This window comes from Parasulfuritortus cantonensis (assembly GCF_004337445.1).
In the GTDB taxonomy this organism is placed as follows: domain Bacteria; phylum Pseudomonadota; class Gammaproteobacteria; order Burkholderiales; family Thiobacillaceae; genus Parasulfuritortus; species Parasulfuritortus cantonensis.
The window spans coordinates 1-20,845 of record NZ_SJZB01000034.1 but is presented as its reverse complement, the minus strand read 5'-3'; the positions used below and the strand labels follow the sequence as shown (position 1 = coordinate 20,845).

Annotated in this window: 20 protein-coding genes; 11 read left to right on the top strand and 9 right to left on the bottom strand. The window is 69.6% G+C overall.

Features of this window, described 5'->3' with window-relative positions:
• Positions 1-3: 3 nt before the first annotated feature.
• A complete protein-coding gene (locus EZJ19_RS09420; protein ID WP_131446950.1) occupies positions 4-423 on the bottom strand; it encodes a hypothetical protein in 420 nt (139 codons plus the stop codon).
• Positions 424-587: 164 nt separating this feature from the next.
• Here EZJ19_RS09420 and EZJ19_RS09415 point away from each other — a divergent pair, with 164 nt between their 5' ends.
• Positions 588-1,205, top strand: coding sequence for a c-type cytochrome (locus EZJ19_RS09415; RefSeq protein WP_131446948.1), 618 nt, complete (start codon positions 588-590; stop codon positions 1,203-1,205).
• An 18-nt stretch (positions 1,206-1,223) separates the two neighbouring features.
• Positions 1,224-1,877, top strand: a complete 654-nt coding sequence (locus EZJ19_RS09410) for a c-type cytochrome (RefSeq protein ID WP_131446946.1) — start codon at positions 1,224-1,226, stop codon at positions 1,875-1,877.
• Here EZJ19_RS09410 and EZJ19_RS09405 read toward each other — a convergent pair.
• Both EZJ19_RS09405 and EZJ19_RS09400 read right to left on the bottom strand, forming a co-directional pair.
• Positions 1,847-3,142: a diguanylate cyclase gene (locus EZJ19_RS09405; RefSeq protein ID WP_131446944.1), complete on the bottom strand. Its 1,296-nt coding sequence runs from the start codon at positions 3,140-3,142 to the stop codon at positions 1,847-1,849. The genes EZJ19_RS09410 and EZJ19_RS09405 overlap by 31 nt on opposite strands.
• 80 nt (positions 3,143-3,222) lie before the next feature.
• Complete coding sequence (locus EZJ19_RS09400; protein ID WP_131446942.1) at positions 3,223-3,714, bottom strand: cytochrome c; 492 nt, start codon at positions 3,712-3,714, stop codon at positions 3,223-3,225.
• A 123-nt stretch (positions 3,715-3,837) separates the two neighbouring features.
• Between EZJ19_RS09400 and EZJ19_RS09395 the strand changes: the two genes are divergently transcribed.
• Positions 3,838-4,683 carry a 23S rRNA (adenine(2030)-N(6))-methyltransferase RlmJ gene (locus EZJ19_RS09395; protein WP_131446940.1) on the top strand — a complete coding sequence of 282 codons (846 nt, stop codon included), beginning with the start codon at positions 3,838-3,840 and terminating at the stop codon, positions 4,681-4,683.
• The gene (locus EZJ19_RS09390; protein ID WP_131446938.1) at positions 4,676-5,341 is read left to right on the top strand and encodes a methyltransferase family protein; all 666 of its coding nucleotides are present in this window, start codon (positions 4,676-4,678) and stop codon (positions 5,339-5,341) included. Before EZJ19_RS09395 ends, EZJ19_RS09390 begins: the two co-directional genes overlap by 8 nt.
• Here the strand turns inward: EZJ19_RS09390 and EZJ19_RS09385 are convergent.
• From EZJ19_RS09385 to folE, 4 genes are read right to left on the bottom strand one after another with little or no spacing between them, the layout of a single operon-like run.
• Positions 5,314-6,366, bottom strand: a complete 1,053-nt coding sequence (locus tag EZJ19_RS09385) for an HD domain-containing phosphohydrolase (RefSeq protein WP_131446936.1) — start codon at positions 6,364-6,366, stop codon at positions 5,314-5,316. The two genes, EZJ19_RS09390 and EZJ19_RS09385, sit on opposite strands and share 28 nt — an antisense overlap.
• Before the next feature lie 11 nt (positions 6,367-6,377).
• On the bottom strand, positions 6,378-9,677 hold the full coding sequence (locus tag EZJ19_RS09380) for a PAS domain-containing hybrid sensor histidine kinase/response regulator (protein WP_131446934.1): 3,300 nt from the start codon (positions 9,675-9,677) through the stop codon (positions 6,378-6,380).
• A 9-nt stretch (positions 9,678-9,686) separates the two neighbouring features.
• Entirely contained in the window at positions 9,687-9,968 is a 282-nt protein-coding gene (locus EZJ19_RS09375) for a hypothetical protein (RefSeq protein WP_131446932.1), read from the bottom strand.
• A gap of 23 nt (positions 9,969-9,991) precedes the next feature.
• Positions 9,992-10,633, bottom strand: a complete 642-nt coding sequence (folE, locus tag EZJ19_RS09370; protein WP_131446930.1) for a GTP cyclohydrolase I FolE — start codon at positions 10,631-10,633, stop codon at positions 9,992-9,994.
• A 47-nt stretch (positions 10,634-10,680) separates the two neighbouring features.
• On the opposite strand from folE, the gene EZJ19_RS09365 reads away from it, so the two are divergent.
• From EZJ19_RS09365 to EZJ19_RS09350, 4 genes are all read left to right on the top strand, one after another.
• Positions 10,681-11,658 (top strand): serine/threonine protein kinase, encoded by a 978-nt coding sequence (locus EZJ19_RS09365; RefSeq protein WP_131446928.1) that lies wholly within the window; start codon positions 10,681-10,683, stop codon positions 11,656-11,658.
• Positions 11,658-12,353, top strand: coding sequence for a 16S rRNA pseudouridine(516) synthase (locus EZJ19_RS09360; RefSeq protein ID WP_131447004.1), 696 nt, complete (start codon positions 11,658-11,660; stop codon positions 12,351-12,353). Before EZJ19_RS09365 ends, EZJ19_RS09360 begins: the two co-directional genes overlap by 1 nt.
• An 87-nt stretch (positions 12,354-12,440) precedes the next feature.
• Positions 12,441-12,866 carry a hypothetical protein gene (locus tag EZJ19_RS09355; protein ID WP_131446926.1) on the top strand — a complete coding sequence of 142 codons (426 nt, stop codon included), beginning with the start codon at positions 12,441-12,443 and terminating at the stop codon, positions 12,864-12,866.
• A gap of 94 nt (positions 12,867-12,960) precedes the next feature.
• Positions 12,961-16,536, top strand: a complete 3,576-nt coding sequence (locus tag EZJ19_RS09350) for a FecR domain-containing protein (RefSeq protein ID WP_131446924.1) — start codon at positions 12,961-12,963, stop codon at positions 16,534-16,536.
• A 10-nt stretch (positions 16,537-16,546) separates the two neighbouring features.
• Here the strand turns inward: EZJ19_RS09350 and EZJ19_RS09345 are convergent, their stop codons facing one another.
• Together EZJ19_RS09345 and EZJ19_RS09340 are read right to left on the bottom strand one after the other, a co-directional pair.
• The gene (locus EZJ19_RS09345; protein WP_131446922.1) at positions 16,547-16,861 is read right to left on the bottom strand and encodes a hypothetical protein; all 315 of its coding nucleotides are present in this window, start codon (positions 16,859-16,861) and stop codon (positions 16,547-16,549) included.
• A 31-nt stretch (positions 16,862-16,892) separates the two neighbouring features.
• On the bottom strand, positions 16,893-17,756 hold the full coding sequence (locus EZJ19_RS09340) for an HAD-IIA family hydrolase (protein ID WP_131446920.1): 864 nt from the start codon (positions 17,754-17,756) through the stop codon (positions 16,893-16,895).
• A gap of 28 nt (positions 17,757-17,784) precedes the next feature.
• On the opposite strand from EZJ19_RS09340, the gene EZJ19_RS09335 reads away from it, so the two are divergent.
• From EZJ19_RS09335 to EZJ19_RS09325, 3 genes are all read left to right on the top strand, one after another.
• Positions 17,785-19,119, top strand: a complete 1,335-nt coding sequence (locus tag EZJ19_RS09335; protein WP_165873535.1) for a lytic murein transglycosylase — start codon at positions 17,785-17,787, stop codon at positions 19,117-19,119.
• Complete coding sequence (locus EZJ19_RS09330; RefSeq protein ID WP_131446916.1) at positions 19,116-19,463, top strand: hypothetical protein; 348 nt, start codon at positions 19,116-19,118, stop codon at positions 19,461-19,463. Before EZJ19_RS09335 ends, EZJ19_RS09330 begins: the two co-directional genes overlap by 4 nt.
• A gap of 143 nt (positions 19,464-19,606) precedes the next feature.
• A partial coding sequence (locus tag EZJ19_RS09325; RefSeq protein WP_131446914.1) for an NAD(P)/FAD-dependent oxidoreductase occupies positions 19,607-20,845 on the top strand: 1,239 nt, incomplete at its 3' end.

Below are 20,845 nucleotides of genomic sequence, written 5' to 3'. Positions count from 1 at the left end.
GGATTACGGGTTGAGCGCGGGCGCCGGCGAGGCCGGCAGCACGTTATCGAGATGCGGCTCGTCGACCGGCTTGATGTCGACCACGAAGTATTCGGTCTCGCCGTAGCAGGACACCGGGATGAACTTGTGCTGCTGGTAGCTCAACACCACCCGGCGGCCGGCCAGGTCGTTGATACGCTTGGCCACGGCGTCGTCCTTGACGGTGAACTCGAACTTCTCGGGGATGGCGCCGGGCATGGTGACCAGGGCGATCTCGCCTTCCCAGGTCTTGCACAGCCAGCCCTTCTTGGAAAACTTCTGCACGTAGCCGGCCCGTTCGCCTTCGGAATAGCTCCAGTGCAGGGTGAGCCAGGTCCAGCCGGCGGCGGCGAGAAGCAGGCCGACCAGCAGCAGGACCAGGGTGCGGATGACGAGGTTGGCCACGGCGGGACTCCCGGTTGGTTTTGGCCGCAAGTCTATACGATACCGACGCCGGCCGGCGCGCGGCCGAGCGACCTTGACCCAGGTCAAGGTCGGCGTCCGACGGCGCCGTGCCCGGGCCGCGGATGCGCTAACCTGACCGCAATGCCTTCCATGCGGGTCCCGTCATGCGCGTTTCCGTGCCTCTCGCCGCCGCCCTGTTCGCCGGCGCCGCGGTCCCGGCCCCGGCGGCCGATCCGCCGGCCGGCGGCGACCCGACCCGGGGCGCGGTGGTCATGGCGGCGCGCTGCGCCGGCTGCCACGGCACCGACGGCAACAGCCGGACCCGCGGCATACCCAACCTGGCCGGCCAGCAACCGGAATACCTGGTCCGGGAACTGAACGGCTTCAAGGAGGATGGCCGCGAGAGCGCGCCGATGCAGGCGATCGCCCAGGACCTGTCCGACCAGGACATGGCCGACCTGGCCGCCTTCCTGGCCGGGCAGGCGCCCGTGCGCGGCAAGGTGACCAAGCCCGCCCTCCTGGCCCTCGGCAAGCGGATCTACCTGAACGGCAACCCCGCCGGCGGGGTGCCGGCCTGCGACGGCTGCCACGAGACCCGGGGCGAGGGCTCGGACCGTTTCCCGCGCGTGGCCGGCCAGGACGTCGACTACACGGTGGCGCAGTTCCGCCTGTATGTCGCCGGCAAACGACCGTACGCCCGCAAGGTCATGCTCACGGTCGCCGAACGCCTGTCCGAGAAGGAGGCGCGCGCGGTCGCCGAATATCTGGCCAGCCTGCCCTGAGCGAGGAGAACCACGCCGATGACACGCCCCCTGCTTGCCACCCTGCTGTTCGGCCTGGCCCTGGCGGCCCCCCCACTCGACGCCGCCGGGCCGGCGGCCGCGGAACGGGACGCCGCCCTGGCCATGGCGGGCGACCCGGTCAAGGGCAAGGCCGCCTACCGGGTCTGCCGCGGCTGCCACCAGGCGGACGGGGCGGGGCGCGCCGATGCCGGCTATCCGCAGCTGGCCGGCCAGCAGGCCACGGTCCTGGTCAAGCAGATGGCCGACGTGCGCTCCGGGCGCCGGCAGAGCCCGGCCATGCACCCGTTCATCAATCCGGACGAGGTGAGTACCCGGGACTTGGCCGACATCGCCGCCTACCTGGCCGGGCTGCCGGTGCCGGCCGGCAACGGCAAAGGCGACGGCCGCCACCTGGCGCGCGGCCGGACCCTCTACGAACGCGACTGCGCGACCTGCCACGGCCGCGCCGGCGAGGGCGACGGCGCCCGCTTCGTGCCCCGCCTGGCCGGCCAGCACTACCGCTACCTGGTGCGCGAGAGCACGGCCATCCGGGCCCAGGCGGGCGCCCGGCGCGACGCCGATGCCGACATGGTTCGGGCGATCGCCCCCTATACCGCCGGCGACATCGCCGCGGTGAGCGACTACCTCGCCCGGTTCAGGTCGGCGCGCTGAACCTCGACCCGGTTGCGCCCGCCCGCCTTGGCCGCATAGAGGGCCTGGTCGGCACGGGCGATCAGGTCGTCGAGCGACTCGTTGGCGCGATATTCCGCGACGCCGATGCTGGCCGTGATCCGGATGCCGGGGCCCAGGTCGGCCGACTCGATCAGGCCGCGCAGCTTCTCGGCCAGTTGCGCCGCACTGTCCAGGCCGATGTGCGGCGCGACGATGAGGAACTCCTCGCCGCCCCAACGGCCGACGATGTCGGCGGCGCGCACGTTGTCGCGCAGGATGGCGACGAAGCGTTTCAGCACCTGGTCCCCGGCCGGATGGCCGTGGCGGTCGTTGACCTCCTTGAAGTGGTCGAGGTCGAGCAGCATGACCGACAGCACCAGCTTGAAACGCTGCGCGCTGCTGGCCAGTTCGTTCAGGCGCGCCATCAGGCCGAGCCGGTTGCTCGCCCCGGTCAGGGCATCGGTGACCGACAACTCGGCCAGCTCGCGGTTCTGGCTCACGATACGCTGCTGCTGGGCGGCGATCCGGTAGGTGAAGAAGGCGATCAGGCCATAGATGCCGGACAGCACCAGGAAGGTGACCAGGGTGAGCAGGTTGGCCATCCGGTCCGCACTCGCCAGGGTCTCGTCGAGCGGCGCCCGGATCGAGATCAGGGCGCGGATGCCGTTCGGGTCCTCGTGGAAGCCGGCCCGGTCCCCGTACATGGCCACCAGCTCGGCCGGGGCGTCGCGCGGGTCGCCATGGCATTTCATGCAGCCGGGCGTGGAGCGCTCGATCGGCACGGCCAGGTAGAGGAAATGGCGGCCGTCCAGTTCGACCGCCTGCTGGTACTCCTGCAGGCCCTCGCGGTTCATGCGCCGCAGCAGGTCGGCTTCGAGGTCGTCGGCCTGGTTGATCGGGTTGCGCGGGTTCAGGCTGGCCAGCTTGAAGTAGATTGGCTCCATGCCGTGCTGCTCGCGCTGCTCGTTGAGCCGGTCCTTGACGTTGCGGGAGATGAAGGTGAAGGACATCACCATGGGCGAGAAGTACTCCCGGTACAGCCGGCCGGTGTCCTTCAGGCGGTAGATCTCGGGGCGTTGCACCTGGGTGACGTAGGCGTGGATGGCCCGGTGCACCAGGAGGGCGTTCAGGGCCTGCTTCTTGGCCTCGCCGATCGCGTACTCCTCGGACTTCTGGTGGAACAGCACCACCATGCCGGCAAACACCAGACCGAACAGGCCCAGCAACAGGGCCAGCAACGTGCGGTAGCGCGGCAAGGCGTTCATGTCGACAAGCCTATATCGTTCGATATACGACCCGATTATAGATGGCCTTGCCCAACGTGCCGGCCGGCGCCGGCGGGGCCTTACTTGGGTATGTAGGGATTCACCTTCTCGACCGCCGGCCGCTTGTTGGCCTTGTAGGCCACCACCTCGAAGCGGTAGGTGTCGTGGCAACCCGAGCAGTAGGTCATGATCTCGGCCAGGCGGTCGTCGACCGCATGCCCGTCGCGCTGGACGCTGGCCGCCCGGTTGAGGGAGACGAAGGCCTCCTGCATGGCGATGCTCATCTGCTGGAAGCCCTCCGGCATGCGCTCGCGCACGTTGCCCGGGATGCGGTTGAAGGCGTCGCCCATGGGTTGGGTCTCGAGCGCCACCGCCTTGAGGTCGTCGCGCGCCAGGGCCTGGTGGATGTTGTGCAGGCCGTGCAGGAACTCACGCATCTCGTACAGGATCTGGTTGCGTTCCCGGGACGTCACCTCGATGGGGAACCGGTGGTCGTTGGCGGTGAACAGGCTGTCCGCCGACCAGGCGGCACCGGTGACGCACAGCAACAGGCTTATGACCAGGCGCTTCATCGGGAATCTCCTCTTATGTTTTCCCTATTAGATTACCGTCGAATCGGCGGTGGCAACAAATACTAAGCTACCGGGGTCCGGAAATCCTAGAATTCACACCTGACGAAACCGCCTCGACGCGAAATGCTGAGTTATCGCCACGCCTTCCACGCCGGCAACCACGCCGACGTCCTCAAGCACGGCCTCCTGGTCGCCATGCTGCGCCACCTGAACCTGAAGGACAAACCCTGGTGGTACGTCGACAGTCACGCGGGGGCCGGCATCTACGACCTGGAGGCCGACTATGCGCGCAAGAACGCCGAGGCCGAAACCGGGATCGCCCGCCTGTGGACGCGCACCGACCTGCCCGAGCTGCTGGCCGACTACGTCGGCCTGGTGCGCGCGCTGAACCCGGACGGCCGCCTGCGCCTGTACCCCGGCTCGCCCTGGCTGGCCGGCCAGCTGATGCGGGCCGACGACCAGTTGCGCCTGTTCGAACTGCATTCCACCGATGCCCAGTTGCTGCGCCGGACGTTCAACGGCGGCGGCCGCCACATCAAGATCGAGGCCAGCGACGGTTTCGCCGCCCTGAAGTCGGTACTGCCGCCGCAACCGCGCCGCGGCCTGGTCCTGATCGACCCTTCCTACGAGGTCAAGGACGACTACCGGCGCGTCGTGGTCGCCCTCAAGGACAGCCTGGCCCGCTTCGCCACCGGCACCTACGCGGTCTGGTACCCCCTCCTGCAGCGCCCGGAGCCGGCCCAGATGCTGGACAAGCTCAAGCGCCTGCCGGTCACCGCCTGGCTGCACGCCAGCCTGACCGTGCAGGCGCCGGCACCGGACGGCTTCGGCATGCACGGCAGCGGCATGTTCATCGTCAACCCGCCCTGGCCGCTGGCCGCCGCGCTGGCCGGCCTGCTGCCCTGGCTGGCCGAGGCGCTCGGGCGCGACGCCGGGGCGACCTGGCAGCTGGAGCACGTCGATGCCTGAACTCGGCCACCTGGCCGCCATCGCCCTGGCCTGGGCCGCCTACGGCATCCTCCACTCCTGGCTGGCCGGCAACGGCCTGAAGGACTGGGTGGCGCGCCGCCGGCCCGGCCTGGCGCCGGCCTACCGGCTCGTTTTCAACGGCCTCGCGCTGGTCCTGCTGGTGCCGCCGCTGGGGCTCACTTGGGCCTATCCCGGCGCCGCCCTGTGGCACTGGCCGGCCTGGATCGCCTGGCCGGCGCTGCTCGCCACCGTGGCCGGTTACCTGTGGAGCCTGCGCTGGTACGACAGCATGGATTTCATCGGCCTGCGCCAGTGGCGCGCCCGCGGTGCCCCGGACGGCTGGCACGACAGCTTCGTCCTGTCGCCGCTGCACCGCTACGTGCGCCACCCCTGGTACAGCCTGGGCCTGCTCTACCTCTGGACGCGCGACCTCAACGCCGGCTGGCTGGTCGCCAGCCTGACGGTCACCGTCTACCTGGTGGTGGGCAGCCGCCTGGAGGAGGCCAAGCTGATCGCCGTGTTCGGCGACGCCTACCGGCGCTACCGCGACCGGGTCCCCGGCCTGGTCCCCCTGCCCTGGCGCTACCTGCGCGCCGAGGACGCCCCGGACCTGCTCGGCCCGGACCGCGCTCAGGCCTCGAAGGAATCGTCCTCGTAGCGGGCGCGAATCTCCAGGACCTCATCCCAGGCGGCCAGGAATGCCTCGACGCAGCGGGCGTCGAAGTGGCTGCCGGCCTGCGCGGACAGGAAGTCGCGCGCGGCGTCGAGTTCCCAGGCCACCTTGTAGGGCCGCGCCGAAGTCAGGGCATCGAAGACGTCGGCGACCGCGACGATGCGCCCCATGAGCGGGATGGCCTCGCCGGCCAGGCCCTGCGGATAGCCGCTGCCGTCCACCTTCTCGTGGTGGCTCAGGGCGATCTCGGCGGCGGCGCTGAACAAGGCGTTCTCGAACGGCGCCGAGGTCAGGATTTCCCAGCCGATGCGGGCATGCTGGCGCATGACGGCCATCTCCCCGGCGTCCAGGCGGCCGGGCTTGAGCAGGATGTGGTCGGGGATGCCGACCTTGCCGATGTCGTGCATGGGCGCGGCGTCGAACAGCATGGCGACCGCGTCGTCGGCCAGGCCCAGGCGCTGGCCGATCAGTTTGCAGTAGTGGGCCATGCGCAGGATGTGGGCGCCGGTCTCCGGATCGCGGTACTCCGCCACCTTGGAGAGCAGGAAGATCGCGCCGCGCTCCCGTTCGACGATGTCGGCGGTCGCCTTGCGCACTTCCTGGGCCAGCCAGTCGGCGCGGTCGGCGAGCAGCTTGCGACTCTGGCGCAGGGCCAGCATGTTGCGCATCCGGGCCAGGAACTCGGTCTTGTCGACCGGCTTGGTGAGGAAGTCGTTGGCGCCCAGTTCGAGGGCGCGGTAACGGACCTCCAGCTCGTTGTCGGCGGTGATCATGATCACCGGAATCTCTTCCTTGCCGGGCAGGGCCCGGAAGCGGGCGAGGAACTGGAAGCCGTCGATGTCCGGCATCATGTAGTCGAGCAGGACCAGGTCGGGGTCGTGGCCGGCGCACCAGGCCAGGGCCTCGGCCGGCAGGTTGAAGGTGTACACCTCATTGCCGTCCAGCTTGCCGGACAGGGCCTTGAGCACGACCAGATTCGTGTTGTTGTCGTCGACGATCAGGATCTTCATTGTCCGGGTCCTCAGGTCGGCCGGCCCAGCCAGGCCTCCAGATACTGGCGCACGCGGGAATACGCTTTTTCAAGGTAGTGTAGATCTACTTGGGCGTCATCCCAGTCGCCACGCCGGACATCCTGCTCGATCTTGCCGGCCAGGCCGGCCATCTCCTCGGCCGCGACGTTGCCGCTGCCGCCCTTGACCGAATGGGCCAGGCGCGCGGCGTCGGCGCGCTGCTCGATCAGCGCGCTGCGCAACTCGGCCAGGAGGCTGCGCATGTCGTCCAGGAACACGGTCAGGACCATGCGCGCGTCGTCTTCGCCGAGGTCGTCGACCAGGCGCTTCAGATTCAGCGGTGCCAGGCCGCCGGCCCTGGCCACCGGCTCCGGCGCCGACGCCGGCACGGGTTCCACGCGCGGGGCACGGCGCGACCAGCGTTCGAGGACGGCGCGCAACTTCTCCCCGCTCACGGGCTTGCTGACGTAGTCGTCCATGCCGGCGGCCAGGCAGCTCTCCCGGTCGCCCTGCATGGCGTTCGCCGTCAGGGCGATCACCGGCATGCGCGCCAGGCCCTGCTCGCGCTCGATCCTGCGCAGCTTGCGGGTGGCCTCGAAACCATCCATCACCGGCATCTGGCAATCCATCAGGACCAGGGCGTACGGCAGGGTGGCCACGGTGTCGAGCACGGCCTGGCCGTTGTCGACGATGTGGCAGGCATAGCCCAGCTTGCGCAGGATCAACTGGGCGACCTTCTGGTTGGTCGGGTTGTCCTCGGCGAGCAGGACCAGGCGGTTCTCGCGCAGCGCGGACTGGTATTCGTCCCGGCCCACGGGTTCCGTTGCCGCCGCCAACAGGGCGCTGGCGGCCCCGGCGATGGCGTCGGCGACCGCGTCCAGGAGCAGCGACTGGCGCACCGGCTTGGACAGGCTGGCGTCGAAACCGACCTTGAGGGCCAGGTCCTGGCCCTGGCGGCGGTCGCGCTCCGTGAGCAGGACCAGCTTGAGGCCGGCCAGCCCGGCGTCGGCGCGGATGGCCCGCGCGACGGCCGGGCCATCCATGTCCGGCAGCAGCATCTCGATGATCGCCAGGTCGAACGGCCGGCCCTCGCGTTGCGCCTCGCGCAGCGCCGACAGGGCCCCGGCGCCGGTGTCGGCGAGCGTCACCGCCATGCCCCAGGCCTGGCAGTAGCGCTGGACGATCTCGCGGCTGAACGACTGGTCGTCGACCACCAGCAGGCGGCGGCCGGCCAGGCCGGCCGCCTGCTCCAGGGCATCCGCGGCCACGCTGCCGTCGCCGAGCGGCAGCGCGAAGGCGAAGGTGGAGCCCAGCCCCGGCGTGCTGGCCAGTTCCATGCCGCCGCCCATCAGCTCGACCAGGCTCTTGGAGATGGCCAGGCCGAGACCGGTGCCGCCGTAACGCCGGGTGGTCGAACTGTCGGCCTGGGTGAAGGATTGGAACAGGCGCTCCCGTACCTCCGGGGCGATGCCGATGCCGGTGTCGCGCACCTCGAAGCGGACCCGGCCGCCATGGGCCACGGTGACCCGGACCACGACCTCGCCGCGCTCGGTGAACTTGACCGCGTTGCCGATCAGGTTGGTGAGCACCTGGCGCAGCCGGGTGGGATCCCCCACCACCTGCTCGGGCAGTTCCGGGTCGATGAAGGTCATCATCGCCAGGCCCTTGGCCCGCGCCTTCTCGGCGAGCAGTTCGGCAACCCCCTCGACGACGTTGACGAGGGAGAATTCGGTCGCCTCGATCTGGATCTTGCCGGCCTCGATCTTGGAGAAGTCGAGTATGTCGTTGATGATGGTCAGGAGCGCCCCGGCGGAGTCCTTGACCACGCTGGCGAAGTCCTTCTGCTCGGGCGTCAGGGGCGTGTCCATGAGCAGGTCGGTCATGCCGATGATGCCGTTCATCGGGGTGCGGATCTCGTGGCTCATGGTGGCCAGGAATTCCGACTTCAGGCGCGAGGCCTCCAGGGCCTGGTCGCGCGCCCGGCGGATCTCCGACTCGGCCTGCTTGCGCTGGCCGATGTCGGAGAGCAAGGCGATCAGGTGCGAGATGCCCTCGCCGGCCACGCGCACCGGGGCGATGCGCCATTCCAGTTCCACCGGGCTGCCGTCGGCACGCCGGTTGACGACGTCGGCATTGAAGCCCTGGCCGGTCAACACGGTCTCCATGACCCTGGGCATCAGCGATTGCTCGGCCGTCGCGCCCTCCAGCCGGCGCAGCGGCATGCCGAGCACCGCCTCGGCCGGGTGGCCGGTCAGGCGGCTGAAGCCGAGGTTGGCGTATTCGATGCGCGGGCCCTCGCCGGACAGTTCGGCGTCGGTGATGACGACGCCCTGGTCGGCGTTCTGGATCGCCGTCTCGACCAGTTGCAGCCGGGTCCTGATCTTCGCCTCCTCGGTGATGTCGCGCTTGATCGCCACGTAGTGGGTGACCCGGCCCTCCTCGACCAGCGGCGTCAGGGTCATCTGCTCGGGATAGATGCGGCCGTCCTTGCACTTGTTGAGCAGTTCGCCCTCCCAGACGCGGCCGCTCTGGATGGTCTCCCACATGCGCCGGTAGAAGGTCCGGTCCTGCTGGCCGGACTGGAGTATCCGGGTGTGGCGGCCGAGCACCTCCTCGTAGGTGTAGCCGGTGGTCGCCGTGAAGGCCCGGTTGACGTACTGGATGACGCCGTCCGCGTCGGTGATGAGGACCATGTTCGCCGCCGCATCCAGGGCGGCGTTGCGCAGGCGCAGCAGGGACTCGTTCTTCAGGCGCGTGGAGATGTCCCGAAACGACACCAGGGAGCCGATCACGGCGCCGTCCTGCCGGAGCGGCCCGGCCCGGTAGGAGATCGGGATGAAGCGGCCGTCGCGGTGGATGAACCACTCCTCGCCGGCGTTGGCCGGCTGGCCGGTCCGGAACACGCTGCCGAGCGGGCAGTCGTCGACCGGGTAGTCGCGGCCGTCCGGGCGCCGGCCATGCACCATGGCGTGGATGGGCTTGCCGAGCAACTCGTGTTCGCGCCAGCCCAGTATCTGTTCGCCGGACTGGTTCATGAAGGTCAGCCGGCCCTCGGTGTCGGTGGCGTAGACACCGTCGCTCAGGGTGTTGAGCATGGTCCGGGTCAGCTCGGCGTTCTGGTGCCGGAGGCGGTCGTTCAGCTCGCGCAGTTCACGCGAGTTCACCTCGATGGCGTTCTCCAGCAGGGCGCGTTCCTGCTCGGCATCCTCGTACTGGCTGCTCACCGCCGCCAGCAATGCCGCCAACTCCGGCGTCAGAGTGACGCCGTCGCCCAGGTAACGCTTCAGCTGGCGTTGCAGCAGCTTGTGCACGGAGCGGACTCAGTGGTCCTCGAGGTGCGTGAAGGTATCCTCTGCCAGTTCGCCGGTATCGGGGTCCACCCAGCTGGTGATGCCCAGTTCGTCCTCGGCCTCCTCGAGCGATTCGGCCGGTTCGAAGTCGGAGTCTTCCTGGTATTCCATGTCCAGGGCCGCCTCGGCCAGGGTCGCGAACGGCCCGTAGGCCTCGCCGGTCGTGCTGTCGGTCCAATAGAAACCGTCCGGACGCTCGACGATGCGGGTGGCGTCGAATTTCACCGGAGTTTCGGGAATGGGTTTGCTCATGCTCGTCTCTCCTTTATATCTAGTCAGGGCATCTGCCCGTTTATGGCGCGCAGGAATTCGCTGCGCGCTTGCGCGTCATCCCGGAAGCAACCCGAGAAGGCCTGTGTTACCACGCGCTCGTCGCCGCGCCGGTCCTCGCCCAGGAGCAGGCACAGCTGCTCGGCCTCGATCACGCAGGCGGCGCCCCTGGCGCGGCCGTGGCTGATGAGGGCTTCGGCGATGTCGCGAGTCATCCATTCCTGGTAGGTGAAACGGTGACCGATGGCGTCGACCATGCGGGCGATGCGGCCGAAGCCGTGCAGGCGGCCGCCCGGAATGTAGGCGACGTGGGCGACGCCGCGAAACGGCACCAAGTGGTGCGGACAGACGCCGTGGATGGCGATGCCGCGCACCACGACCATGTCGTCGCGGCAGTCCTCGAAACCATCCCCCAGGGCCTCGCCCGGGTCCATGTCGTAGCCGCCCAGCAGGCGGCGTTCCCACAGCTCGCGCACCCGGCGCGCGGTGCGCCCGGTATGGTTGCTGTCGGGTTCGATGCCGCAGGCCAGCAGGAGGTCGGTCACCGCCCGCTCGAACGCCTCGCCGTCGAAGCGCCGCACCTGCGGGATACCCAGATGGCCGGGCCGGTAGGGCGGCTGGCAGTCGTGATCGCAAGAGTCGGACATGGCAGCACGGGGTAAGATGGTCGGAACTCAGTGTATCCCAATTTGCCATGACGCATCCCTACTCGGCGCTCACGCCGGATACCGTGCTCGACGCCATCGAGAGCACCGGCCTGCGCGCCGACGGCCGCCTGCTGGCCCTGAACAGCTATGAGAACCGGGTCTACCAGGTCTGGCTCGACGAGGCCGCCCCGGTGGTGGCCAAGTTCTACCGGCCGGGGCGCTGGAGCGACGCCGCCATTTTGGAGGAACACGCCTACACGACCGAGTTGGCGGCACGCGAAATCCCGGTCGTGGCGCCGACGCCGGTGGCCGGCCGCAGCCTGTTCGAGCACGCCGGCTTCCGCTTCGCCGTCTACCCGCGCCAGGGCGGCCGGGTGCCCGAGCTGTCCGACCCGGCCACCCTGGAATGGCTGGGCCGCTTCATCGGCCGCATCCACGCGGTCGGTGCCCTGGCCGCCTATGGCGAGCGCCCGGCCCTGGACGTCGCCGGCTTCGGCGACGCCTCGCGTGCCTACCTGCTCGAACACGACAGCGTGCCGCCCGACCTGCGCGCGGTCTGGGCGGGCGTCTCGGCCCAGGCCCTGGACGGTGTCCGCCTGGCCTTCGAGCGCGCCGGGCCTTATCCCGCCATCCGCCTGCATGGCGACTGCCACATGGGCAACGTGCTGTGGACCGACGACGGCCCCCATTTCGTCGACTTCGACGACAGCCGCATGGGCCCGGCCGTACAGGACCTCTGGATGCTGCTCTCGGGCGACCGCCCGGCCCGCGTCCGCCAACTGGCCGACGTCCTGGCCGGCTACGAGGACTTCATGGACTTCGACCCCCGCCAGCTGCACCTGATCGAGGCCCTGCGCACCCTGCGCCTGCTCCACTACTCCGCCTGGCTGGCCCGGCGCTGGGACGATCCGGCCTTCCCGGCCGCCTTCCCCTGGTTCGCCAGCCCGCGCTACTGGGAGGAACGCATCCTGGAACTGCGCGAACAGATCGCGCTCATGGACGAGGAGCCGCTATGGCCGGCCTGATGGCGTTGGAACGCATCCTGCAATCGCAGGGCTTCGGCACCCGCAAGGCCTGCCGGGCCCTGGTGCGGGCCGGCCGGGTCGCGGTCGCCGGCGTGGCGGCCGCCGACCCGTTCGCCGAATTCGCCGTCGACGGCTTGGTCTTCCAGGTCGACGGCGGCGACTGGCAATACCGCGAGAAGGCCTACGTCATGCTCAACAAGCCGGCCGGCTACGAGTGCTCGCGCTCGCCCAAGCACCACCCCTCGGTGCTGGAACTGCTGCCCGAGCCGCTGCGCAACCGCGACGTGCAGCCGGTCGGCCGCCTGGACGAGGACACCACGGGCCTGCTCCTGTTCTCCGACGACGGCCAGTTCGTACACCGGCTGATCTCGCCCCGGCACAAGGTGGCCAAGGTGTACGAGGTCACGGCCAAGCACGTCGTCGGCGCCGACCAGGTCGCCGCCCTGCTCGCCGGCGTGCAACTGCACGACGAACCGGGGCCGATCGCCGCGGCCGCCTGCACCGTGGTCGCCGAACGGGTCGTCCACCTGACCCTGACCGAGGGCAAGTACCACCAAGTCAAGCGCATGCTGGCCGCGGTCGGAAACCGGGTCGAGGCGCTGCGGCGCATCGCGGTCGGTCCGCTGCAGTTGCCGGAGGACCTCGCCGAAGGCGCCTGGCGCTGGCTGGAAGAGGCCGACCTGGCAGGCTTGTAACCCCTTCCGGGGTATGAATGTGCGTCGGACCGGATGGATAATTCCCCTATCATTAAGGTCACCCAGAACCCCGCGAGGAGAAACGAGATGCGCATCCTGACCCTGCTTGCCCTCTGCCTGACCATCCTGCTGAGCCCGCTCGCGACGACGCCCGCGTTCGCCGCGACCCCGGCCGAGATCGCCACGCAGGTCCGCACCAACTGGGCCAACGCCAAGAGTGCCTACCTGAACGCGGTGAAACCCTATGCGGCCAACAACGCCACCCTGATCTCGCAGTACAGCGCCGCGCTGGACAAGGCCGGCGGTTCGCTGGAAAACTTCCTCACCCTCAAGCAGCAGTCCCCGGCGCCGTCGTCGACCACCATGACCGCCGCGGTCGACCAGTTGGCCAAGGATCTGCTGACCCTGCGCGGGCTGACCGGCAAGGCGACCGGTGGCCTGGCGACGGCCTTGAGCAGCGCGCTCACGCAGCAGAACCAGGTCGCCCAGACCGCGCTCGCCAACATGCGCTGACGTGCGTCCGTCCTCCGGTACCCCCGCGCGGGCGGGGGTGTCGAATCGAGCGGCCCTGACGGGCCGTCGTCACAATGAAGTGGGAGTTGCCACCATGCGTTACCTTGCCCTGTTCATGCTCTGCCTGCTCGGCTTCGCCGCCCATGCGGAAACCGTATCGGGCAACGCCACGCTGATCGACCTGCAGGGCAAGGTCGAATACCGCACCGGCGCCGCCGCCACCTGGCAGGCCGCGACGGCGAACCAGAAGCTCCAGCCCGGCCAGGGCATCCGCACCGGCCGGAATGCCCGCGCCGCCCTGCTGCTCAGCGACCGCACCCAGATCCGCATGAACGAGAACACGGTCATCGACATCGTCGCGGTCGGCGCCGCCCCGCGCAGCGCCGGCCAGAGCAAGTTCCGCCAGATGGCCGGGCGCGCCTGGGTGCAGTCGAAGACGCCGCCCAAGTCGCTGGAATGGCAGACCCCCACGGCCATCGCAGGCATCCGCGGCACCGATTGGGAAATGGCCGTGGCCGAGGACGGCAAGTCCACCCTCTCGGTGTTCAGCGGCGAGATCGCCTTCGGCAACGAACACGGCCAGGTCAGCGTCGCCGCCGACGAGCAGGCCATTGCCGAACAGGGCAAGGCGCCGGTCAAGCTGACCGTGCGCAACCTCAAGGACCGCATCCAGTGGGTGACCGCCTACCGCATGGCGCCGTGGCGCTTCGTCGCCCTCGACGGCGCCGGCCTGCCCGACCTGCGCCAACGTCTGGCAACCAGCGACGACCCGGTGGCGCGCGGCCGCATCCTGGCCGACCTCGGCCGCTGGGCCGACGCCGAGCATGCCTTCGCCGCCGCCGGCGACCGCCCCGAGGCCGCCCTCGGCCTGGCCTGGTGCAAGCTGCGCCAGGGCGACGCCGGCGCGGCGGGTGCCTTGCTGGAGCGCGCCGGCAGCCTCAAGGACAGCGCGGCCTGGGCCTATGCCGACGCCGCCCGCCTGATCGAGGCCGGCGAGCTGGATGCCGCGCGCAGCGCACTCGACACCCTGGCCGGCCGGGCCGACCTCGGCCAGCCGGCGCCCTGGCTCATGCTCTCCGACATCGACCTCTACCAGGGCCGCGGCGACCAGGCCCTGGCCGCGGTGGATGCCGGCCTGCAGCGCTTCCCGGAGCATGCCGGCCTGCTCGCGCGCAAGGCCGAGATACTGCTCCTGGGCGACCGTGCCGATGCCGCCCTGGCCGCCGCCGATGCCGCCACCAGCGCCGACCTGGCCAGCTACGAAGGCTGGCTGGTGCGCGCCGAGATCGCCCGCCGCCAGGGCGACGCCAATGCCACCCTGGCCGCCTACGACCTGGCCATCGCCCTGAAGCCGGACGACGACCGGGCCTGGTTCGGCCGCGGCGGCGCGCTCGCCGAACGTGACTACGTCGATGCCGCGCGCGGCGACCTGAAGCAGGCCATCGCCCTGGACCCGCAGGGCCTGGGCTACCAAGGCGAACTGGGCAGCCTGGAAAGCAACGCCGCCGAGTGGCCGGCCGCCGAAGCCGCCTACCGCGCCGCCCTGGCCGCCAACCCGTCCGACTACGTCGCCCTCACCGGCCTGGGGGTGCTCGACCTCAAGCTGGGCCGCACCCAGGCCGCGCTCGACAATCTGCTCAAGGCCGGGGTCATGGAACCGCGCTACGCCCGCGTCCACGTCTACACCGCCGTCGCCTACTGGCAGCTGGGCGACCGCAAGCAGGCGCGCGAGGAACTCGGCCGGGCCAGCCAGCTCGACGACAAGGACCCCCTGCCCTACTTCATGGCCGCCATGATGGCCTCCGACCTGCTCGAGCCGGCGGCCGCCGTCGACGCCGCCCGCCAGGCCATGGCGCGGCTGCCCTACCTGAAGTCGCTCAACCAGCTGGCCAACGACCAGCAGGGCAGCGCCAACCTCGGCCAGGCCTTCGCCTTCATGGGCATGGAAGACTGGGCGCGCACCTATGCCCAGGCCTCCTACTCGCCGCTCTGGGCCGGCAGCCACCTGTTCCTGGCCGACCGCTACCAGGGCCTGTACACCAAGAACTCGGAGCTGTTCCAGGGCCTGATCGCCGACCCCACGGTGTTCGGCGCCGGCAACCGCTTCAAGAGCCTGGTCCAGGCCCCGGCCACCAACGTGGACCTGTCGTTGCGCTATACCAAGTCGGACAGCGTCCAGGGCTTCAGCCCGCAGGTCCAGTTCAGCGGCTACCGGCCCGAGGACAAGCCCAAGGCCTGGTACCTGGCCTATGAGAACGTCGACTGGACCCTCGCCGACCGTCCCTACGACCTCGACGTCCTGACCGCCGCCTTCGGCATCAAGCCGAGCGAGTCCACCGGGGTATTCGTGTTCGCCGACAAGAGCCGCCAGGACAGCCAGCCGACCGGCAGCCTGGCCGGCTTCGGCAACTACGACGTGCACGACAAGCTGGACACCGGGCGCATGGACGTCGGTTTCAACTACAAGGTCGACCCCACCTCGCAGGTCTGGGTCAAGGCCGGCTACTTCGCCTCCGACGAAAGTACGGCCGGTACCCTGACCACGTTCATGCCCTTCGCGGTGACGGCCGACACCAACGTGCACCTGCCGGAGTTCGGCTTCCGGCACAGCTTCATCCATGCCGACAAGCACCAGATGTCCTGGGGCGCCGACCTGGCGGACCGGAACACCGACGCGCGCCTGGATACCGACGACGGCTGGGGCTTCCTGACCCGCGACGACTACCGGATCAGCGAGCGCAGCCTCGACCTGTTCCTGTCCGACGTATACCAGGCCTCGGCCACCCTGTCGTTGCAGGGCGACCTGGTCTACCAGGGCCAGCACCGGCGTGCCAGCGACCAGCCCTGGTACGACTTCTTCGGTTCCGGGTACTACGCCGGTTCCAAGGTCTCCGAGTCCCACGACGTCAGCCGCCTCAATCCGCGCCTCGGCGCCGTCTGGCACCCGGACGACCGGGTCTGGTGGCGCCTGGCCTGGCAGGATTGGCTGCGCCCGGCCGGCATGAGTTCGCTCGGCCCGGTCGCCACGGCCGGGATTCCGCTCGACGACCGCCTGGTGATGCGCGGCGGCGAACTCAACCGGGTCCGCCTGCAGGGCGACTTCGAGGCGACGCCCGCCACCTTCCTGACCGGCTACCTGGACTACAAGGACATCGACAACAACCGCTTCGACATCCGGCCGTTCGCGGTCAGCGAGCTGGAGAGCCTGGGCAAGTTGCGGCCGCGCGACTACGGCCAGCTGATGCGCGAGGACCTGTACGAGTTCGTCGACACGCCCGACTATGCCGGCGGCACCATCCGGCAGGCGGGGGCGACGGTCAACCACATGCTGGGCAAGCGCTGGGGCGTGATGGCGCAATACCAGTACAACGACGCCGACAACAAGCTGGGCAGCGGCTATGCCGTGCCCTACCTGGCGCGTCACACCTTCGCGGTCGGCGCCACCTGGATCAGCCCGGACGGCTGGTACCTGGCCGGACGCCTGGTGCACCGGGGCAGCCGCTACGCCGACGAGGCCAAGCTGACCGAACTGGATGCCGGCTTCACCGGCGACCTCGACGTCTTCTGGCAATCGCCCGACAAGCGCTGGCTGCTGCGCTTCTCGGCCAACGACCTGTTCGACGAGAATCTCGACAGCCAGTACACCGCCGAGGTGAACTACCGCTTCTGAGCCGGCCGGCTCAGACCGCCTCGGCGATATGGCTGGGCGGGTCCTCCGTGCGGCGGGCCTGCTTGCGCCGCTCCTCGCCGCTGCGGGTATCGAGCATGACCGGCACGTGGTAGAGGCGCCGGCACATCCGGCGGCGGTCGTTCTCGGCCCGTTCGTAGAATTCGCGCGGTAGCGCCTCGGCGGCGGCGCTGCCGCCGCCTTGCGGCAACGGGCCGCCCGGGCCGGTACCGATGCGCGGCACCGGCTTCACCGCGGCCTTGGCGGTCACCTCGGTGGCGTCGACGGCCGCCGGCGGGGGAGGAACACTGTCGCTCGGGAAACGCATGGCTGGCTCGGATGCAATCCTTACGCCTTCATTATGGCGTACCCGGCGGCGCCAGCAGGTAGGTCGGCGCGACCCCGCCGACACGGCGCCGATCCCCGGTGAGGACGCCGGGCACCAGGGCCGAGTCGATGCCGAACCGGGTGGCGCCGACGATGTCGGTGTCCAGCTGGTCGCCGACCATCACCACGTTGCGCGTCCCGGCCAGGCGCACCGCCTCCGCGAACAAGCCCGGGTACGGCTTGCCGAGCCGGGCGAACGAAGGCGCCGGGCGCTCCGGGTAGCGTTGCCGCAGGGCCGCCTCGAGCATCACGGCCATGGCACCCGAGGTGATGCCGCAGCCGCGCCCGGTCGGGTAGATCAGGTCCGGGTTGGGCAGCACCATGGCCACGTCCTGGCCGGCATCGAACCTGTCGATCAGGACGCTCAGCACCTCGTCGACGCCGTCCAGGAACGGGAAACCGGCCTGGTCGGCCAGGACCAGGACATCGAACTCTTCGCCCGCCCCGACCAGGCGGCCGCCGGCCCGCTCGGCGTAGACCGCGCTGTCCTCGGGGCCGAGGACGCGGACCCGCTGCCCGGCCAGGCCGTGCTCGGCGAAATACGGCACGAGGAGCATGCCGGAACTGAGTATGCGTTCCGCCGGAATGGCCAGGCCGAAGCCCTGGTAACGCCGGGCCGCCGACTCCGGCAGCCGGGCGGCGGTGTTGCTGACCAGCCAGTACGGCTTGTCGAGGCGGTTGAGGGTGTCGATCCAGGCGGCCGCACCGGGCAGGGCGCCGGCCAGATCGACCAGGACCCCGTAGGCGTCGAGCAGGACGGCATCATAGCGGTGCAGCAGATCGGCAAAGCTGGCGGCGATGGACTCGGCCATGGTGACGGGTGATCTATTTGTCATGTCGGCGGCCTATGTTAGCCTGAAACGCATGTGGTCCAGAAACCGACTCTTCACCTTCGCGCCGGCAGTCGTGGCCTTGTGCCTGGCGGCAGCCGGTGCGGACGCGGAGGACGCCGCCGGCGCGGCGGCGCCCCCCTCCGGCGTGCCCGCGCCCGGCACGCCGGAGGTGGACCAAGCGGCGCGCTTCCAGGCCTGGCTGGACGAGTTCCGCCGCCAGGCCGCGGCGCAGGGCATTTCCCAGGCCACCCTCGACGCCGCCCTGACCGGGCTGCAGCCGCTCGATCGCGTCCTGGAACGCGACCAGAGCCAGCCCGAGTTCGTGCAGACCTTCCTCGACTACCTCAACAAGCGGGTCAGCGACCGGCGCGTCGAGAAGGGCGGCGAGGCCCTGGCCGGACAGGCCGAGCGCCTGGGCGAGGCGGAGCGCCGCTATGGCGTCCCGGCCCGCTACCTGGTGGCCTTCTGGGGCCTGGAGACCAACTACGGCGGCTACCTGGGCGACGTCCCGGTGGTGGCGGCCCTGGCCACCCTGGCCTACGATGCCCGCCGCCCCGAGTTCTTCCGCAGCCAGTTGCTCGACGCCTTGCGCATCATCGACCGCGGCGACGTCGGGGCGGGCGACCTGGTCGGTTCCTGGGCGGGCGCCATCGGCCACATGCAGTTCATTCCCTCCACCTACCTGGCCTACGCGGTGGACGGCGACGGCGACGGCCGCGTCGACCTGCGCAACTCCTTGCCCGACGCCATCGAGTCGGCCGCCAACTACCTGCACGAGGCCGGCTGGCGGAGCGACCAGGAGTGGGGCCTGGAGGTACGCCTGCCGGACGGCTTCGACGCCTCGCTGGCCGGCCTGGAGCGGCGCCAGCCCCGCGCCGCCTGGGCCGCGCTCGGGCTGCGCCGGGCCGACGGCAGCCCGCTGGCGGACGCCGACGAGGCCGATTCCCTCGTCCTGCCCCAGGGCATCAGCGGGCCGGCCTTCCTGGTATCCGACAATTTCCGCGTAATCCTGCGCTGGAACCGCTCGCTCAACTACGCCATCGCCGTCGGCCACCTGGCGGATCGCCTGGCCGGCGGGGCGCCGCTCGCCACCGGCCTGCAGGCCGACAACCGGCCGCTCAGCCGCGACCAGATGGAAACCGTGCAGAAGTGCCTGGCGGCACTCGGCTACGACCCGGGGACGCCCGACGGCATCCCGGGCAGCCGTACGCGCACCGCCATCCGCGCCTATCAGAAGGCCGCCGGCCTGCCGGCCGACGGCTACCCGTCGCTCAGCCTGCTCGAACACCTCGAGGACACCCTGTTGGAACAGGAGCAGCCTCTGCCCGACGGCACCATGATCTCATCGGACAAAGGACCGGCATGAACGCGGCCGAACTGCATTGCTGGAAATGCGGCACCAACCTCAAGGAAGTGCCCCTGCCCTACGGCCGCCGCACCGAGTGCCCGGTCTGCCGGGCCGAGTTGCACGTCTGCACCATGTGCCGGCACTACGCGCCGGGCAAGGGCCGGCCCTGCCTGGAGCCGATGGCAGAGGAAGTGAAGGACAAGACGCACGGCAACTTCTGCGACTGGTTCCAGGCCGCCCCCTCGCACAACCACCCGACCGCCGCGCCCGACCTCGCCGCCCTGGCGGCGCTGTTCGACGACGACGACGACGTCAGCGCCGGACCGCCACCGCCCAAGACCCTGGACGACCTGTTCGAATAGGGCCTGCGGCTGGGTATTAATACCCAGTTTTACCAATGGGTTTGAGCCCGATCATTGGTTTTCATAATGACAATGATTGGCTTATCATGCCCCGACCATCGATTTCTCGGATGGCATCACATACAAAAGGATGGAGAAGACCCATGGCACACGTAGTCATCATCGGCGCCAGCACCGGCGGCCTGCCCGCCGCCTACGACATCAAGTCGGAACTGGGCAGCGGTCACAAGGTCACCGTGGTTTCGGCCGGTCCCGACTTTCATTTCGTCCCCTCCAACCCTTGGGTGGCGGTGGGCTGGCGTACCCGGGCCGACATCAGCTTCCCGCTCGAGGAACCGCTGAAGAAGAAGGGCATCGACTTCATCGCCCAGCTGGTCACCGAGATCAAGCCGAACGACAACCAGATCGTCCTCAAGGACGGCACCACCCTGGACTATGACTACCTGGTCATCGCCACCGGGCCCAAGCTGGCCTTCGACGAGGTCGAGGGCCTCGGCCCCAACGGCCACACCGTCTCCGTGTGCACCGTCGGCCACGCCGAGGAAGCCAACGTGAAGTGGCAGGAGTTCGTGGCCAACCCGGGTCCCATCGTGGTCGGTGCCGCCGCCGGCGCGTCCTGCTTCGGCCCGGCCTACGAGTTCGCCATGATCATGGACACCGACCTGCGCCGCCGGCGCCTACGCGACAAGGTGCCGATGACCTACGTCACCTCCGAGCCCTACATCGGCCACCTCGGCCTGGGCGGCGTCGGCGACTCCAAGGGGCTCCTGGAATCCGAGATGCGTCAGCGCCACATCAAGTGGATCTGCAACGCCAAGGTCACCAAGGTCGAGGCCGGCAAGATGCACGTCGCCGAGCACAACGACAAGGGCGAGCTGGTCAAGGAGCACGAACTGCCGTTCAAGTACTCCATGATCCTGCCGGCGTTCAAGGGCGTCGACGCGGTCGCCGCGGTCGGCGAGGACCTGTGCAACCCGCGCGGTTTCGTCAAGGTCGACCAGTTCCAGCGCAACCCGAAGTGGAACAACATCTACTCGGTCGGCGTCTGCATCGCCATCCCGCCGGTCGAGGCCACCCCGGTGCCGACCGGCACGCCCAAGACCGGCTACATGATCGAGTCGATGGTCTCCGCCACGGCGCACAACATCAAGCACGCCCTCAATGGCGAGGCGCCCGAGAAGGTGGCCACCTGGAACGCCTTCTGTCTGGCGGACATGGGCGACACCGGCGCCGCCTTCCTGGCCCTGCCGCAGATTCCGCCGCGCAACGTCACCTGGGCCAAGCAGGGCAAGTGGGTGCACTGGGCCAAGGCGGCCTTCGAGAAGTACTTCATCTGGAACATGAAGCGCGGCGCCACCGAGCCCCTGTACCAGAAGCTGGCG